This is a genomic window from Streptomyces albipurpureus, from assembly GCF_023701525.1.
GTDB lineage: Bacteria > Actinomycetota > Actinomycetes > Streptomycetales > Streptomycetaceae > Streptomyces > Streptomyces albipurpureus.
This window is the reverse complement of the sequence record NZ_JAMQAW010000019.1, coordinates 1-18,719: the sequence shown is the minus strand read 5'-3', so window position 1 is coordinate 18,719 and position 18,719 is coordinate 1. Positions and strand designations below refer to the sequence as shown.

Genomic DNA, 18,719 nt, shown 5'->3' with positions numbered 1-18,719 from the left:
GGGTCGGCATCGACGACGGCTTCTTCGCACTCGGCGGGCACTCCCTGCTCGCCACCCGACTGATCGGCCGTGTCCGGGTCGAGTTGGGGATCGAGATACCCATCCGCAAGATCTTCGACATGCCGACGGTGCTGGCGCTCGCCGCCTGGTCGGAGGAGTCGGCTGTTCCCGTTCGCCCAAGCCTCCGCAAGGTGACCGTAGAGGAGTGACCCAGTGATTCCACTGTCATTTGCGCAACGTCGTATGTGGCTGACCCACCAGCTGGAGGGCGGGTCGGAGAGTTACAACATCTCCCCGGCGTTCCGGTTGATCGGGCCTTTGGACGAGGGGGCCCTTGTCGCCGCGATCCGGGATGTGGTCGACCGGCACGAGACCCTGCGCACCACGTATGTGACGGACGAGGATGGTGAGCCGCACCAGCAGATCCTGCCGATGTCGGAGGCGTTGGTGCGGGTGCCGGTGGTGGAAGTGGCGGCAGCGGATCTGTCGGGTGCGGTCGGGGAGGTGATCGCGCACCACTTCGACCTGTCGACCGAGATCCCCCTACGGGTGGCGCTGTTTCGCTGCTCGCCCCAGGAACACGTCCTGGTCCTGGTCATCCACCACATCGCCACGGACGGCTCCTCGGCCTCACCTCTGGTAAGGGACCTGAGTACCGCCTACGCGGCGCGTCGGGAGGGGCGGGCGCCGGAGTGGGAGCCGTTGGCGGTCCAGTACAAGGATTACGCGGTGTGGCAGCGTGAGCTGCTGGGGGATGTGGCGGATCCGGGGAGTCGGGCTGCGGCCCAGGCGGAGTACTGGCGTGCGGAGCTGGCCGGGGTGCCACAGCCGCTGAGTCTGCCGCTGGATCGCCCGCGGCCCGCCGAGAGAGTGCGTCCGCTGGGCGGCAAGGTCGAGGTCGTGGTGGGGTCGCAGGTGGCGGCCGGGCTGCAGCGGTTGGCCGACGAGCACGGTGTGACCATGGCGATGCTCCTGCAGGCCGGCCTTGGAGTGCTCTTTGGCAAGCTGGGCGGCGGGGAGGACGTGACGATCGGCAGCCCGATCGCCGGGCGTACCGATGAGGCGCTGGCCGATCTGGTGGGGTTCTTCGTCAACACCCAGGTGCTGCGGGTGGATCTGTCGGGTGATCCGTCGTTCGCTGATCTGCTGGCGCGGGTGCGGGAGAAGGCACTGGCGGCCTACGAACACCAGGACCTGCCGTTCGAGACGCTGGTCGAGCTGATCAACCCTGACCGTTCCGCGGCGTACCAGCCGCTGTTCCAGGTGATGTTCGCCTGGCAGAACTGGGCGCGGCAGGACTACGAACTGCCCGGACTCACCGTGGAGTTCGAGCAGCATGTTGTGTCGACTGCCATGTTCGATCTGTTCTTCAGTATGGCCATGGATGACTCGGGGGCGCTGTGGGGCGACCTGATGTACGCGACCCAGCTGTTCGACCGGGAGACGGCGGAGACGATCGCTACCCGGCTGGTGCGGGTGTTGGAGCAGGTGGCCGCCGACCCGCAGCTGCCGGTCGCCGCGATCGAGGTGCTCTCGGGGCAGGAGCGCGAGTGGCTGCTGCGGGAGGTCAACCAGACAGCGCACCCGGTGGCCGCCAGCACGCTGCCCGACGCCTTCGAGGGGCAGGTGGAGCGTGGCCCGGACCGTATCGCTGTGGTCGGGGAGCGGGAGACGCTGACCTATGCGGAGTTCAACCGGCGTGCCAACCAGTTGGCGCACTGGCTGGTCGAGCAGGGCGCGGGTCCCGAGCGGATCGTGGCGGTGCGTATCCCCCGTTCGGTTGAGCTGATGGTGGCGATCTACGCGGTGGTCAAGGCCGGTGCGACCTATCTGCCGGTGGACACCGAACTGCCCGAGGACCGGGTGCGCCAGCTCCTGGACAGCGCCGAGCCCGTGCTGACACTCGACGAGACCCTTCCGGAGGTGTCCGGGTATCCGGAGACCAACCCGGAGCGGGTGTTGTCACCGGACAACGCCGCCTATGTCATCTACACCTCCGGCTCCACCGGTGGCCCCAAGGGTGTGCAGGTGTCACACCGGTCGATCATGAACCGGCTGGAATGGGGTCTGGCGCACTTTGACGTCGGTGGCGAGGACCGGATGCTGTTCAGCTCGTCGGCGAGCTTCGACGCGTCGGTTCCGGAGATGTTCGCGCCGTTGCAGATGGGCGCCGCGGTCGTCATCGCACGCCCGGACGGGCGTAGGGATCCGTCCTATCTGGCCGAGTTGATCCAACGGGAACGGGTGACCAGCGCGGTCTTCGTGCCCTCCCAGCTGGAGACGTTCCTCGCCGAACCCGAGGCCAAGAAGTGCACCAGCCTGCGCTGGGCCGAGGTCGTGGCCGAGCCGTTCCCGGCGGCGCTGGCCAACAGCGCCACCGATCTACTGCCCGGCTGCGTCGCCCACAACCTCTACGGCCCCACCGAGGCGACGGTGGAGGTCACCGCATACCGACATGTGCCGGGCGCTGACCGGGTGCCGATCGGCACACCGATCTGGAACACCCAGGTGTATGTGCTGGACCAGGCCCTGCGCCCGGTCGCGCCCGGCGTCACCGGTGAGCTGTACCTCGCCGGCACCGGACTCGCCCGAGGCTACCTCGGACAGGCCGCGCTGACCGCTGAGCGGTTCATCGCCAGCCCCTATGGCGAGCCCGGCACACGGATGTACCGCACCGGCGACCTCGTGCGACGGAACAAGAACAACCACCTCGAATACATCGGCCGCACCGACTTCCAGATCAAACTCCGCGGGTTCCGCATCGAACTCGGCGAAATCGAGAACGTACTCACCGAACACCCCGATGTGGCACAAGCCGCCGTCATCACACGAGAGGACGACCGGGGCGACAAGCGCCTGGTCGCGTACGTGGTGCCTGACCTGGGCACCGCGGTCGCTGACACCGAGGTCCAGGTGGACGAGCGAACCCGGACGAACGCTTCCGCCGGCTCCGCCTCGATCGGTGCGCTGCTGGCCGAACTGCCCGAGTACCTGCGTGGGCGTCTGCCGGACTACATGGTGCCGGCTGCGGTGGTGCCGCTCTCGGAGTTTCCGTTGACCGCGGGCGGCAAGCTGGACCGGCAAGCGCTGCCCTCGGAGTACACGACCCCCGTGAGCGGCAGGGAGCCGCGCAACGCCCATGAAGAAGAGCTGTGTTCCTTCTTCTGTGAGCTGCTCGGTCTGGAGAAGGTCGGCATCGACGACAACTTCTTCGAGCTCGGCGGGCATTCGCTCCTGGCCACCCGGCTCAGTTCCCGTATCCGCAAGCAGTTCCGCATCGACATGCCCGTCAGGACGATCGTCCGGTATCCCACCGTGGCCGAGTTGGCCGCGCTGGTGCTCGCCGGCGGCATCCCCGACGATCATGTCGATTCGTTCGCGGTGGTGCTGCCGTTGAACAGGGAACTCGCCACGGAGAAGCCGCCGGTGTGGTTCTTCCACGGAGGGGGCGGGCTGGGCTGGCCGTTCTTCACCTTCGCGCCGTATGTGCAGGACCGGCCGTCCTATGCCCTGCAGTCGCGCGGCTTCACCGGAACCGATCCGCTGGCGGGGTCGGTGGAGGAGATGATCGAGGACTACCTCGGCCAGATACTCCAGGTCCAGCCTGAAGGGCCCTACCACCTGGTCGGCTGGTCTTTCGGTGGCCCGGTCGCGCACGCCATCGCCGACGGGCTGGACCGGCGCGGGCACCAGGTCGGCTTGGTGGCGATCCTGGACTCCATGCCGGCGATCTCCGATCCGGGGATCGGGTTCAAGGCTGTGGCCGACATAACGCCGGCGGTGTACCGGGCGCAGGTCGAGGAACTCTTCGGCCGGTTCATGAACACCGAGAACATGGATCGCTTTCTGCACAACATGTCGAGGGTGGGGGCCAACAACACCAGAATGATGGCCGCGTTCGAGTCGCCGGTCTACCGAGGCGATGTGCTGTATTTCCACGCCACCGCGGATAGGGACTGGGCGTCGTACGCCTCCTATTGGCAGCGGCACGTCCTCGGTTCGATCGAGACGTTCGACGTGGACGCCACGCACCACGACCTGCATATGCCCAAACCCGCCGGCCAAATCATGAAGGTCATTGCCCGCAAACTGGCGGAGGGGTGACGGAGCGAATGAGTAGGCGCGGCCAGGCGTGCGGGGAAATCGTTCCCCCGAACTTTCGGCAAGGAGGTTGAGGAGATGACGGCCATGGCAGGAGAAGGGGATTATGGTGAGCCGATCGTCAGCCTGCTGGACCCTGAATTCGAGGACGACCCGGTCGGCGTTCTCGCGCGCCTTCGGGAGATGGGCCCGCTCGTCCGCGTCGGGTTTCCCGGTGGGCCGCGGGTCTGGCTGATCACGCGAGGCGAAGAGATCAAGGCGGCGCTGAGTGACCCGCGGTTCGTGGCGGATATCGGCAAAGTACCAGGCCATCAGGGACCCAGCATCGCGGAGCAACTGCTGGTGTCCCTGGATCTACCGGAGGAGCTCCTGGGCTCCTTCAAGGACAACCTGCAGGTCCAGGACGGCGAGAACCACGCTCGATTGCGCCGCCTCGCGGCGCCCGCGTTCGCCCCGCGGCGCATCAAGGCACTGCGGCCGCGGATCGAGGAGACTTCTGCCCGCCTTGTCGAAGCCCTGGCTGAGAAGGGATCCGGTGACCTCCTCAGGGAGTACTCCACACCGTTGACCGCTGCCGTCATCTGTGAACTCATCGGCATTGAGGAGGCCGACCAGCCGCAGCTACGGGAGTGGATGGACGAGTACGCCAATGATGGCGACTTCACCAGGAGTGCCCTGGCGATGTTCGAGTACCTCAAGACGCTCATCGAGCGACGCCGGGCCGAGCCCGCGGAAGACCTGATCTCCACCCTGGTGCAGACGATGGACGAGGACGGCGACCGGCTCACCGAAGCCGAGATGTTCGGGATGGTGGCCGTCCTGGTGAACGCCGGGTACCACTCCACGGCACACTTCATCCCCAACGCGGTTCTCACACTGCTCGACGACCCGGATCAGCTGGCCCTGCTACGCGGCAGGCCGGAAGCGCTGCCGCACGCCGTGGAAGAGCTGATGCGGCTGACGACCATCCTCCCCACCGCCGGACCGCGTTACGCGACCGAGGACATGGAGTTCGCCGGGGTCTCGATCCGCAAGGGCGACGCTTTGACAGGCTCCCTGCTGTCCGCCAATTACGACCCGCGCGTCTTCCCCGAGCCCGAACGGTGCAATCTGGAACGCGTGGTGAAGTCCGGGGAGGGACACCTCGCTTTCGGTACGGGCCCGCACCGCTGCTTTGGCGCGGCGCTGGCCAATCTCGAAGGCGAAATAGCCCTCGATCACCTGTTGATCCAGCGTGACAGTCTGGAAATCACGGTGCCGCGCAGTAAGTTGAGGTATCGCCAACTCATCGCCGGCGGCCCCAGGATGTTCTCCAGATTTCCAGTGCGCTTGTAAGGACCCGGCGCATTGCTGTCCTGTCGGCGGGACAGCGGAAGGGTTTTTGCGGCCGTGGTGGCGGTAATGGTCCGGCGAATGGGGGAGGGTAATGGTCTGGGCGGGCATTCCGCTTCGGCGAAGTGATGACTTCTTCGCGCTTGGCGGCAATTCGCTGATCGAGCAGGGGAGGGCAGGGACGTGAGGTTGACGCCGGGTGCCGGGAGCGATATCGACCTCGGCCGCGTCGACCTGTTCGACCTGGACCTCTACACCTCGGGCGATCCGCACCCGATCTGGGACGTGATGCGGGCGAAGGCGCCCCTGCACCACCAGGTCCTGCCGGACGGCCGGGAGTTCTGGTCGGTGACTCGTTACGACGACGTCTGCCGCGTGCTCGGCGACTACCAGACGTTCAGCTCGGAGCGCGGCACGGTGGTCACCCATCTCGGGGTCGACGATGTCGCTGCGGGCAAGCTGCTGACGTCCACTGACCCGCCACGCCACACCCAGGTCCGCAGGGCGATCGGTGCCAAGCTCACCGCCAGGGCGGTGGCGTCCTGGCAGGACCGGATCCGGCGGGCGATCGTGCGCTTCCTTGAGCCGGCGCTCGACGGTGGCACCTTCGACCTGGCCGAGCGGGCGCACCGCCTCCCGATGATCGTCGCCGGCCCGCTGCTGGGGATCCCGGAGCGGGACTGGGACGAACTCGTGCAATTGACCGCGATGGTGACCGCCCCCTCGGACCCCCACTTCCAGCACGGCAGCGAAGCCGCGACGCTCGCCATCTCCCATCACGAACTCGTCACCTATGTCGCCGAGTGGGTCAAACGGCGGCGGTCGGCCGGCAGGGAGGACGGGAGCCTGCTCGACCACCTCATGAGCGTCCGCGCGGGGGACATGCCGCTGACCGACGAGGAGATCGCCCTCGACGGCTACAGCCTGCTTCTGGGCGCCAATGTGACGACGCCGCACACCGTCTCCGGCACGGTGCTCGCGCTCATCGAGCGGCCCGAGCAGTTCGCGAAGGCGCAGGCCGACCCGTCGCTGGTCCCGAACCTGGTCGAGGAAGGGCTGCGCTGGACATCGGCCGCGTGCAACTTCATGCGGTACGCGGTGAGCGAGACCCGGATCGGCGGGGGCACGGTCCCGGCCGGTGGAGCGGTCGTCGCGTGGATCGGGTCGGCCAACAGGGACGAGTCCCAGTTCACCGACCCGCACACGTTCGACGTCATGCGGAGCGGCGCCAACCGCCACCTCGCCTTCGGCTTCGGTCCGCACTACTGCATCGGAGGACCGCTGGCCCGGATGACCCTGCGCATCTTCTTCGAGGAACTGCTCCAGCGGTTCGCCTCGATCCACCTCGACGGCGAATCACAGCATCTGCGGTCGTACTTCATCGCCGGGATGACCCACCTGCCCATCGTCGTCGAGAAGCGAAGGACGCCATGACGTCAGGCTCCAGCACCGTCACGTCGCCGTGGTTCGTCCGGCCGCAGTCGGCTGACCACGCCGCGCGGATCTTCTGCTTCCCCTACTCCGGGTCCGGGGCTTCGGCCTTCAGCGCATGGCCGGACACGATCGACGACGTCGAGGTGTGCCCCGTACAGTTCCCCGGCCGTGAGAACCGGTTGGCCCACCCCCACTACGGCACCTACCAGAATCTCGCCGCTGGCCTGGTCGACTCCCTGGGTCCGCTGCTCGACTCGCCGTTCGCGTTCTTCGGCCACTGCGCGGGTGCCCTGCCCGCCTACGAGACGGTGATCCGGCTCGCCGAACGGGGACTGCCCGGGCCGGAGTGCCTCTTCGTGTCGGGCCAGCCGGCACCGCACGAGGCCTCGCACGACCGGATGCTCACCATGACCGAGTCCGAGCTGCGAGCCGAGTTGGAGTCAGTCGTCCGCGGCCGGGGGATCGAGCCGCGGCCGGACATGATCGACCTGGGCATGGTCGTGCTGCTCCGTGATCTCGCTGCCGCGCGTGAGTACCGGCGGGTGGAGCCGGTCACGGTGCACTGCCCCATCATCGTGCTGCACTGGCGGGACGACCCCGACGTGAGCCTCGACCAGCTCCAGGGGTGGCGCCAGTACGCGGATTCGGTCGACATCCACGTTGTCGACGGTGGCAAACACGACTTCATGAACGGGCGCGAACTGCTGAAGCAGTTGACCTCTTGGCGGTGAGAGCGGTGCGGTCCGAAAGAGCGATACGCCGAGGGAACCGGAAGGGATCATATGAGCGGCGCAGCCACCGATGCCGCCGCCATCGGGATGTCGTGCAGCTTCCCCGACACGCACCATCTGGGGGAGCTCTGGCACTTGCTGCTCGACGGGAAGCCGATCGTCAGGAAGCCTCCCGACGGGATCGGTGCGCCGCTGCCCGGCGTCGACAAGCAGACCCTGCGCGCGCTGTCATCGGCTGCCGGGCAACGGAGCGACGCGGCCGCGCCGTTCGTCCCGCCCCCGACCGGTCGGACGATCGACGCCGCCGTTCCGACACCGCCCTGGGCCGTGGTAGGCCCGGACAGCGGCGAACTGCACCATGTCGTGCGGGCGGGCGGAGTGACGGCGCGTCCCCACACGTGTCTCGACGAGTCGCTCCATCGACGACGGGGCGGGAGTCCCAGCGGTCGTCGTCCTCGATCCCGGTGAGGCCGCCGCACACAACGGCCTCACCGCAACCGGCTCGCCCGCCACCCCGGCGGATCGTCCGAGCCGCAACACACCGCGCGGCCCCCGCCCCCGGTAGGCCCACCGGGGGCGAGCACCCGGGAAGTCCAGGATCTCGCTCAGCGCCGGCTCGCCCCCTTCTTGACCATCAGTGAGTAGAGGAATGGCATGTCTGTTGACGAAACCCGCAGCGATGCAGGGCTTACCGGGGAACCCGCAGCCGTCGTCGGGATGTCCTGCAGCCTCCTCGGAGCCCATACCCCCGAGGCCTACTGGAAACTGCTCACCCAGGGGCGGACGGCCGCGCCGAAGCGCGACGCCTCCGCAGCCTCCGCCGACGACCGGCGGCTGCTCCTGTCTTTGGCCCGCAAGGCACTGACGGCCGCGGGCATCGCGCCGAAGGACCTCCGGGGCAGTGGGGAGGAACTGTTCCTCGGCGCGCCGGACGAGGGCCATGACGTCGGCCTGCGCGGACTCACACCGACCGTCATCACCGGCGCCGCGTCCGCGCTGCGGGCCGTGCTCCTGGCCGCACGGAGCCTGCGCGCCGGCCGGACCGACGTGGCGCTCGCGTGCGGGGTCGACGGCCCCGAGAGCAACGTCGGCGTCATGCTGGTGCTCAAGACGCTCACCCGGGCGCGGGCCGACGGCGACCGCGTGCATGCGGTGCTCCACGCCGACGAAGCCGACTCGGTGGACGGACCAGAGGGCGCGTTACCCGGCCCGGCCCCGGCCTCCGGCATGGCGGGACTGCTCGAAGCCGTGCTTTCCCTTGAGCACGGGCGGTCCTCGTCGAGCACGAGTGGAGCGGGGTGCCGCATCACCGTCACAGCCCCCGCGGAAGAGGACTTCGCCACCGTTCGTCCGGGCTTCCGCAGCGCCACGCTCCCCCTGATCGTCTCCGGGGCGACCCAGGACGACGTCAGAACACGGGCGCGACATCTGCTCGCGCGGCACGAGGAGAACCGGCCAGCGCCGCGCGACCTCGCCCGGTCCCTCGCGGCATCGCACACTGCCTCCGAACCCTCCGCCGTGCGGCAGCGAAACGTCCTGTGGGCCGACGACGACCAGCGGCTCACCGACGAACTGGCCGCACTCGCGCGCGGCGACCGGAGCGCCACCCGGATCAGCGGCAGCGCCGTGGCGCGGAACCGGGCCGTCTTCGTCTTCCCAGGCCAGGGGTCCCAGTGGATCGGCATGGCGGCCGGGCTCCTTGACGACTCCGACGTGTTCCGCCACGCCATAGACGAGAGCGCCCGGGCACTCGCCCCTCACATCGACTGGTCCCTGGAGGACGTCCTGCGCGGGGCGCCCGGCGCCGAGTCCCTCGACCGCGACGACGTCGTCCAACCGGCCCTGTTCGCGGTGATGGTGGCCCTCGCCGAGCTGTGGAAGTCCTTCGGGGTGCGGCCCGCGGCCGTGCTCGGGCACAGCAACGGCGAGATCGCCGCCGCCGTCGTCGCCGGAGCCCTGTCCCTGGAGGACGGGGCACGGGTGGTCTCCCTGTGGAGCAAAGCCCAGGCCAGGCTCGCGGGCGCGGGCGGGATGATATCCGTGTCGGCGCCGCTCGCGTCCCTGGAGCCGAGACTCGCCGAATGGGGCGACCGGGTCGGCGTCGCCGCGGTCAACGGACCGCGGTCGGTGATCCTCTCCGGCGACCGCGACGTCATCGACCGGCTCCTCGAAGAGCTCCCCGCCGAGGGCGTGTCGGCCAAGCGGATCCCCGTGGACCTCGCGGCCCACTCCTCACACATCGAGGCGCTGCGCGAGGAGATGCTCACCGGGCTCGCGCCGATCGAGCCCCGTGCGGCGACCGTGCCCTTCCACTCGACCGTGACGGGCGACTTCCTCGACACCACCGCTCTGGACGCCGCCTACTGGTACTCCAACCTGCGCAGCACGGTGCAGTTCGAGCGCTCGATACGCGCACTTGAGGCCGACCACCAGGCCTTTGTCGAGATCAGCCCGCACCCGGTCATCACCATGGCGCTCCAGCAGACCCTGGACGACATGGAGTCCGACGCGGTCGTGGTGGAGACACTGCGCCGCGACGAGCGCGGAACACACCGATTCCTCGCCTCGCTCGCACGGCTGCACACCAGCGGTGCCGCAGTGGACTGGCGGCCAGCGTTCGGCCCGGACGCCTCGCTCATCGAACTGCCCCCGTACCTGGCGCCGGCTCCGGGTCCTGCTCCGGCCGACGGAGCACCGGACACGGTGGGCGGGCGCACACCGGAGGAGGTCACGGACAGCCTCCTGGAGCTGGTTCGCGTCGAGACCGCTCTGGTCCTGGGGCTTGACGCGGACGCCGAACTCGACGGCACGCAGACGTTCCTGAACCTAGGTCTCGACTCCGCGCGCGCGGTGGAACTGCGCAACCGCCTGGTCGAAGCCACCGGTTCGAGGATCCCGGTGACGCTCCTCTTCGACCACCCGACTCCTGAGCGGCTCGCCCAGCACCTCGCGGCGCGACTGACCGGCGCCGTCACCTCGACGGCGGCGCTCGCCACCCGCCGCGCCGGCGACGCGGACGAGCCCATCGCCATCGTCTCCATGGCCTGCCGCTTCCCCGGCGACGTCGCCTCACCGGAAGAGCTGTGGCAGCTGGTGCTGGACGAGGAGGACGTCATCTCCGAGTTCCCCGTCAACCGGAGCTGGCCCCTCGACGCCCTCTTCGACGACGACCCGGAGCATGCGGGCCGCTCGCACACTCGCCAGGGTGGATTCCTGCACGACGCGGACCAGTTCGACGCCGAGTTCTTCGGCATCAGCCCGCGCGAGGCCCTTGCCATGGACCCGCAGCAGCGCCTGACCCTGGAGACCGTGTGGGAGGCCCTGGAGCGGGCCGGGATCGACCCGACCACGCTGCGTGACAGTGACACCGGGGTCTACCTCGGCGCGCTCGCCCAGGACTACGGGCCGCGGCTGCACGAGGCGGACGACAAGGCCGGTGGATATCTGCTGACCGGCAACTTCATCTCCGTGCTCTCCGGCCGCGTCGCCTACACCCTCGGTCTGCGCGGCCCCGCCGTCACCGTGGACACCGCGTGCTCCTCGTCCCTGGTAGCCCTGCACCTGGCCGCGCAGGCGCTACGCGCTGGCGACTGCGAACTAGCCGTCGCGGGCGGCGTGACGGTGATGTCGAGCCCCGGCATGTTCGTGGAGTTCAGCCGGCAGCGCGGGCTTTCGCCGGACGGCCGCTGCAAGGCCTTCGCCGAGGCCGCGGACGGTACGGGCTGGGGCGAGGGCGTCGGCGTCCTCCTGCTGGAGCGGCTGTCGGACGCACAACGCAACGGCCACCAGGTGCTGGCGGTCATGCGTGGCTCGGCGGTCAACCAGGACGGCGCGTCCAACGGTCTGAGCGCCCCCAACGGCCTTGCGCAGCAGAGCGTGATCCGGCAGGCCCTGGCCAACGCCCGCGTCAAGGCCGACGAGGTCGACGCGGTGGAGGCGCACGGAACCGGGACCACCCTTGGCGACCCGATCGAGGCGCAGGCGCTCCTTGCCACCTACGGCCAGGACCGTCCGCAGGACCGGCCGTTGTGGCTGGGCTCGCTGAAGTCCAACATCGGCCACACCCAGGCCGCAGCGGGCGTGGGCGGTGTGATCAAGATGGTGATGGCCCTGCGGCACGGTCTGCTGCCCAGGACCCTCCATGCCGATGTCCCCTCGCCGTACGTCGACTGGGCCTCCGGCGCGGTCGAACTGCTGACCCAGGCGCGGACGTGGCCGGAGACCGGACGCCCGCGCCGCGCCGGGATCTCCTCCTTCGGCATCAGCGGCACCAACGCACACCTGATCGTCGAGCAGGCCCCGGCCGCCGACCGCGAGGCCGGGGGCGAGGCCGAGGCGGCCCCGGACACGCCGCTGGTGGTGCCGTGGGTGGTGTCGGCGAAGGACACCCAGGCCCTGCGGGCCCAGGCCGCCCGGCTCGCGTCGTGGGCGACGGGGGAGGTGCCGATCGCCGCCGTGGGCGCTGCGCTCGCGGGCGGCCGGGCCATGCTGGAACAGCGTGCCGTGGTCGTCGGCGCCGACCAGGACGAACTCCTCGCGGGCCTGCTGGCCCTGGCCGACGGCGCCACCGCACCCGGTGCGATCACCGGCGGCGGTTCGGGCGGGAAGCTGGCCTTGCTGTTCGCGGGCCAGGGCAGCCAGCGTCTCGGCATGGGCGCCGGTCTCGCGGCGCGGTTCCCGGTGTTCGCCGAGGCGCTGGACGAGATCTGCCAGATCCTGGACCCCCTCCTGGAGCACCCGGTCCGGGAGGCCATGTTCAGCGACCCCGAGGGCGTGCTCGACGAGACGGGCATGACGCAACCCGCGCTGTTCGCCTTCGAAGTGGCGCTCCATCGACTGCTGTCCCACTTCGGGATCGACGGGGACCTGCTGGCCGGCCATTCGGTGGGCGAGATCGCCGCCGCACACGTCGCCGGGGTGTTCTCCCTGCGCGACGCCTGCACCCTGGTCGCCGCCCGCGCCCGGTTGATGCAGGCCCTGCCCCCGGGCGGCGCGATGCTCGCGGTCGAGACAGCCGAGGCCGACGTGCGGCCGCTGCTGAGCGCGGGCCTTGACGTCGCGGCCGTCAACGGCCCCACCCAGGTGGTGGTCTCCGGCGCGGAACCCGCCGTTGCGGTGCTGGCGGCCGAGCTGGAAGCACGCGGGGTGCGGACCCGACGGCTACGGGTCAGCCACGCCTTCCACTCGGAGCTGATGGAGCCGATGCTGGCCGAGTTCGCGTCGGTCGTCGAGGGCTTGACGTTCGCCGAGCCGCGGATTCCGCTGGTGTCGGCGCTGACCGGCCGGGCCGTGGCAGCGGGGGAGCTCACCGACCCCGCCCACTGGGTGCGCCATGTGCGGGAGACAGTGCGGTTCGCCGACGCCGTAGGGGCGCTGCGCGCCGCAGGGGCGCGAACGTTCGCCGAGGTCGGGCCGCGCGGGGTGCTGACGGCGATGGCCGCCGGCAGCGTGGAGGAGGACCCGGGCACGGATGTGACCTTTGTGGCGCTGCTGCGCCGGGACCAGGACGAGGCCCGGGCCCTTGTCACCGGGCTTGGACGGCTGCATGTGCGCGGTGTTCCGGTCGACTGGCGGACCTACCTGGCCGGCTGGGAGGCGCAGCGGGTCGACCTGCCCACCTATGCCTTCCAGCGTCGGCGGTACTGGCTGGACACCCCGACCACCACGGACGCGACCGGACTGGGGCAGAGCTCCGCCGAGCACGGTCTGCTGGGAGCCGCGGTCACGCTCGCCGGTTCCGACGAGGCGCTGCTGACGGGTCGCCTGTCGCTGCGGTCGCATCCCTGGCTGGGCGACCACCGGGTCGGGGGCGCGGCGGTGCTGCCGGGGACCGCCTTCGTCGAGCTCGTGGTGCGCGCCGGTGACGAGGTGGGCGCCGGCGCGGTGGAGGAACTGGTGCTGCAGACGCCGTTGGTGGTGCCCGAGCGGGACGGCGTACAGATCCAGGTAGCGGTCGGTGAGCCCGATGCGTCGGGCCGCCGGGAGGTGAGCGTCCACTCGCAGACCGAGGGCTCCTCCGCGGGGGACCCCTGGATCCGTCACGCCACGGGCACGCTGGCACCCGAAGCCTTGGTGGCTGCCGAGTCCGCCGAGGCAGCTGAGGGCCGGACGGGCGAGCTGAGGCACTGGCCGCCGGTGGGCGCCGAACCCGTGGCGGTGGACGGGGCGTACGCGGATCTCGCGTTGGCCGGTGTGGAGTACGGACCGGCGTTCCGGGGGCTGCGGGCGGCATGGCGGCGCGACGGGGAGGTGTTCGCCGAGGTCGAGTTGCCCGAGGAGGCCCAGGGCGGCGACTTTGGGCTGCACCCGGCCCTGCTTGACGCCGCGTTGCACGCGATCTGGCTCGGTGACCTCGTGGCCCGGAGCGACGGTCCGCTACTGCCCTTCTCCTGGCGCGGGATCTCCCTGCTCGCGAGGGACGCCACCACCCTGCGCGTAAGACTGACCGCGGCCGGTACCGACACCGTCACCCTCGACGTGGCCGACGGCACCGGCGCTCCCGTGGCGACGGTGAACGGCCTGACCCTGCGCGAGTCGTCCCTCGACCGGCCGGACCGGGCGTCCGCGGCGATCCGCGACTCGCTGTTCCGCCTCTCCTGGACACCGGTCACGGCCGAAGCGCCGGAGCCGGGCATCTGGGCCGTCCTCGGCGCCGACCCCGGGTTCGGCTTCGACGAGCCGGTTGAGACGTATCAGGACCTGGAGACCCTCGGCGCGGCGATCGACGCGGGCGCGACCGTGCCGGACACCGTCCTTGTGGCCTGCCTGCCCGAACAGGTCGGCGACGGCGACGAGGAGGCCGGAGACGCGGCGCGACGGACCGCGCACCGGGCCTTGGACCTGCTCCAGAAGTGGCTCGACGACCAGAGGTTCACGGACGTGCGCCTCGTCGTGCTCACCCGGCGGGCCGTCGCGGCCGGTGGCCCGGCGGGCCCCCTCGATCTGACGGGCGCGCCGCTGTGGGGCCTGCTGAGGGTCGCGCGATCGGAGAACCCCGGCCGCTTCGTGCTGGCCGACGTCGACGAGATCCCCGGATCCGGTCCGCTGGTCCTGGCCGGCGCGAAGCGGGGCGAGTTCGCGGTCCGCAACGGCGAGTTGCTCGTGCCCCACCTCGCGCGCGCGATGGCGTCCGGGACCCTTGAGGTCCCGCCGGGGGCGTCCGCCTGGCGCCTCGACATCACGGAGAGGGGAACACTCGACACCCTGCGCCTCATCGAGCGCTCGGACGTGTCCGGCCCGCTCGGCCAGGGCGAGGTCCGGGTCGGGATCCGTGCCGCGGGCATGAACTTCCGGGACGCGCTGAACGTCCTCGGGATGTATCCGGGTGAGGCGGGACTCCTCGGCCTGGAGGGCGCGGGCGTCGTCCTGGAGGCGGGGCCGGGCGTGACCGACCTTGCCCCCGGCGACCGGGTGATGGGGTTGTTCGCCGGGTCCTACGGGCCCGTAGCCGTCGCCGACCGGCGGCTGATGACACGGATGCCTTCCGGATGGTCGTTCGCCGAGGCCGCCACCGCACCGGTGGTGTACCTGACGGCGTACCACGCACTGGTCGATCTGGCCGGCCTGCGGGCCGGTGAGTCGATCGTGATCCACGCGGCCGCCGGCGGCGTCGGGATCGCGGCCACCCAGCTGGCCCGCCACCTGGGCGCCGAGGTGTACGGAACGGCGAGCCAGGGCAAGTGGGACGCGCTGCGGTCCTCGGGCCTTGACGACGCGCACATCGCCTCCTCCCGGACGCTGGACTTCGAGGACGCGTTCATGACGGCCACCGGAGGCCGCGGCGTCGACGTGGTCCTCGATTCGCTGGCGCGGGAGTTCGTGGACGCCTCGCTGCGGCTGCTGCCGCGCGGCGGGCGCTTCGTGGAGATGGGCAAGACCGACATCCGGGACGCGGAACAGGTCGCCACCGACCACCCGGGCGTGCGCTACCGGGCGTTCGACGTGATGGACGCCGGCCCTGACCGACTCCAGGAGATGCTCCGGGCCCTGGGCGAGCTCTTCGAACGCGGCACGCTGCCTCCGCTGCCGTTCGTCACCTGGGACGTACGGCGCGCTCCGGACGCGCTCCGGTACCTGAACCAGGCGCGCAACGTCGGCAAGGTCGTCCTCTCCGTGCCGCCGCCCCTGGACCCGGAGGGCACCGTTCTGGTGACCGGCTCGGGCACGCTGGGCGGACTCGTGGCCCGGCACCTCGTCGCCGAGCGCGGTGTCCGTCACCTGCTGCTGCTGAGCCGCCGCGGTGACCGGGCGCCCGGCATCGCCGAACTGGTCGCCGAACTGGAGGGCCTCGGCGCCACGGTGCGCGTCGAGGCCTGCGACGTCGCCGACCGGCGGGCCCTCACCGCGGTGATCGCATCGATCGAGCGGGACCGCCCGCTGACCGGTGTGGTGCACACCGCCGGTGTGGTGGACGACGGGGTGCTCGGTTCCCTGTCGGCTGACCGTATGGACGCCGTGATGCGGCCGAAGGTCGACGCGGCGTGGCATCTCCACCACCTGACCCGTGACCTCGACCTGTCGATGTTCGTGCTGTTCTCGTCGGTCTCGGGGACCTTCGGCACCGCCGGGCAGGCGAACTACGCGGCCGCGAACACCTTCCTGGACGCGCTGGCAGCCCATCGGCGCGGCCTCGGCCTGCCCGCCACCTCGCTGGCGTGGGGGCTGTGGGCGCAGACCAGCACCATGACGGCCGGCTTGGACGTCGCCGACCGCGCGCGCATGGCGCGAGACGGCGTGGTCCCGCTGTCGACCGAGCACGGCCTGACGCTGTTCGACGCCGCAGACGCGCCCGGCGAGGCGCTCCTCCTGCCCCTGCACCTGGACACCGCCCGACTGCGGGCCGGCGACGGCACCGTACGGCCGCTGCTGCGGCGCCTGGTCCGGTCTCCGGCCCGCCGACGCGCGGGACAGGCGGTGAGCGGAGGCGGCGGCGCCCGCGAGGACCTGGCCGCTCGACTGGCAGCACTGCCCGCCAGGCAGGCGGCTGCCGAGATCCTGGACCTGGTCCGTACGAACGTCACCGCCGTCCTGGGACACTCCAGCGCCAACGGCGTGGACCTGGGACGTTCCTTCCGCGAGTCGGGCTTCGACTCCTTGACCGCCCTGGAACTGCGCAACCGGCTGACCGGCGCGACCGGGCTCCGCCTGCCCGCAACCCTGATCTTCGACTATCCCACCCCGGCGGAGCTCGCCGAGTTCCTGCGCTCGCAACTGGTGGGCGAGCCGGTGGGCGGGCCAGCGGCGGCGGACGGCACGCTGCCACAGCTCACCGCCCTGCCCGACGACCCGATCGTCATCGTGGGCATGAGCTGCCGGTTCTCCGGCGGCATCGATTCGCCCGACGAACTCTGGGGACTGGTCGAACGCGGTGGCGACGCCATCGCCGGGTTCCCGACCGACCGGGGCTGGGAGCTGGACCTGTACGACCCCGACCCCGATGCGGTCGGCAAGAGCTACGCGCGCGAGGGCGGGTTCCTGTATGACGCGGCGGGGTTCGACGCCGGGTTCTTCGGGATTTCGCCGCGTGAGGCGGTGGCGATGGATCCGCAGCAACGCCTCCTCCTTGAGGCGTCGTGGGAGGCATTCGAGGACGCCGGAATCGATCCCGCGGGGCTCCGCGGCAGCCGCACCGGAGTGTTCGCCGGGCTCATCTACCACGACTACGGGCAGCAGGGCGCCGCCGCCTCCAGGGGCGGCGAGGGCTATCTCAGCACGGGCAGCTCCGGCGGCGTGGCCTCGGGACGCGTGTCCTACACACTCGGCCTTGAGGGCCCAGCGGTGACGGTGGACACGGCGTGCTCGTCGTCGCTGGTGGCGTTGCACTGGGCGGTGCAGGCGCTACGGTCCGGGGAGTGCGACCTGGCGTTGGCCGGCGGTGTGACCGTGATGGCCACACCGGACACCTTCATCGACTTCTCACGGCAGCGGGGCCTTGCGCGTGACGGCCGGTGCAAGGCGTTCTCGGACGCCGCGGACGGTACCGGCTGGGGCGAGGGTGTCGGCATGCTGCTCGTCGAGCGGCTCTCGGATGCCGAACGCAAGGGCCACCGGGTGCTGGCCGTGGTGCGGGGTTCGGCAATCAACCAGGATGGTGCGAGCAATGGACTGACGGCACCGAGCGGTCCTTCACAGCAGCGGGTGATCCGCCAGGCGCTGGCCAACGCGGGCTTGTCTACCGCGGATGTGGACGTGGTGGAGGCGCACGGCACCGGGACCACGTTGGGCGACCCGATCGAGGCCCAGGCAGTCCTTGCGACCTACGGCCAGGACCGTCCGGAGGACCGCCCGCTCCTGATCGGCTCGGTGAAGTCGAACATCGGCCATACGCAGGCCGCCGCAGGTGTCGCCGGTGTGATCAAGATGGTCGAGGCCATGCGGCACGGCCTGGTCCCCGAGTCCCTCCACATCGATGAGCCGTCCTCGCACGTGGACTGGACGGCGGGCGCGGTGGTGCCGGTGCGGGAGGCGACCCCGTGGCCAGAGTCCGGCCGCCCCCGTCGGGCGGGCGTGTCTTCCTTCGGCTTCAGTGGCACGAATGCGCATGTGATTGTGGAGCAGGGTCCGGTGGTCGAGAACGGCACGGACGGGGATGTGCCGGGGCCTGTGGTGGTGACGGATGGGACGGTGCCGTGGTTGGTGTCGGCGAAGTCGCAGGCCGCGTTGGGGGAGCAGGCGCGGCGGCTGCTGGATCATCTTGACCGTTTCCCTGATGTGTCGCCCAGTGTGGTGGGTCATGCGTTGGTGGCGGGTCGTTCGGTGTTTGATCATCGGGCGGTGGTGATCGGCCGGGAGCCGGAAGACTTCCGGGGTGGGTTGGCGGCGTTGGCGGCTGGTGAGCCCTCTGCCCGGGTGGTGACCGGCACGGCGGCGGCTGGGCTGGGTAGGACGGTGTTGGTCTTTCCTGGGCAGGGGTCGCAGTGGCTGGGGATGGGCGTGGAGTTGATGCGTTCCTCGCCGGTGTTCGCGGAACATGTCACCGCTTGTGCGGGGGCGTTGGAGCCGTTCACCGGCTGGGATCTGATCGATGTCCTCACCCAGGTGCCCGGTGCCCCCGGCCTGGATCGGGTGGATGTGGTCCAGCCTGCTTTGTGGGCGATGATGGTCTCCCTGGCGCGGTTGTGG

The 18,719-nt window shown here is 70.5% G+C and carries 7 protein-coding genes; all 7 read left to right on the top strand.

Annotated elements, in window-relative coordinates; genetic code table 11:
• Positions 1 to 209 (top strand): phosphopantetheine-binding protein (locus NBG84_RS17385; RefSeq protein WP_250920389.1); only part of this gene is annotated, 209 nt, incomplete at its 5' end.
• Positions 210 to 213: 4 nt separating this feature from the next.
• Positions 214 to 4,104: a non-ribosomal peptide synthetase gene (locus tag NBG84_RS17380; RefSeq protein ID WP_250920388.1), complete on the top strand. Its 3,891-nt coding sequence runs from the start codon at positions 214 to 216 to the stop codon at positions 4,102 to 4,104.
• An 84-nt stretch (positions 4,105 to 4,188) separates the two neighbouring features.
• On the top strand, positions 4,189 to 5,436 hold the full coding sequence (locus NBG84_RS17375) for a cytochrome P450 family protein (protein WP_250920387.1): 1,248 nt from the start codon (positions 4,189 to 4,191) through the stop codon (positions 5,434 to 5,436).
• A gap of 180 nt (positions 5,437 to 5,616) precedes the next feature.
• A complete protein-coding gene (locus NBG84_RS17370; RefSeq protein WP_250920386.1) occupies positions 5,617 to 6,867 on the top strand; it encodes a cytochrome P450 in 1,251 nt (416 codons plus the stop codon).
• Complete coding sequence (locus tag NBG84_RS17365; RefSeq protein ID WP_250920385.1) at positions 6,864 to 7,598, top strand: thioesterase II family protein; 735 nt, start codon at positions 6,864 to 6,866, stop codon at positions 7,596 to 7,598. Before NBG84_RS17370 ends, NBG84_RS17365 begins: the two co-directional genes overlap by 4 nt.
• Before the next feature lie 51 nt (positions 7,599 to 7,649).
• On the top strand, positions 7,650 to 8,066 hold the full coding sequence (locus NBG84_RS17360) for a hypothetical protein (RefSeq protein ID WP_250920384.1): 417 nt from the start codon (positions 7,650 to 7,652) through the stop codon (positions 8,064 to 8,066).
• Between the two features lie 186 nt (positions 8,067 to 8,252).
• Positions 8,253 to 18,719 (top strand): type I polyketide synthase (locus NBG84_RS17355; protein ID WP_250920383.1); only part of this gene is annotated, 10,467 nt, incomplete at its 3' end.

What these genes read in the sequence shown, in the direction of transcription:
- NBG84_RS17375 (WP_250920387.1), top strand. Translation starts at nt 4,189, where the DNA reads ATGGCAGGAGAAGGGGATTATGGTGAGCCGATCGTCAGCCTGCTGGAC.
- NBG84_RS17365 (WP_250920385.1), top strand. Translation starts at nt 6,864, where the DNA reads ATGACGTCAGGCTCCAGCACCGTCACGTCGCCGTGGTTCGTCCGGCCG.
- NBG84_RS17360 (WP_250920384.1), top strand. Translation starts at nt 7,650, where the DNA reads ATGAGCGGCGCAGCCACCGATGCCGCCGCCATCGGGATGTCGTGCAGC.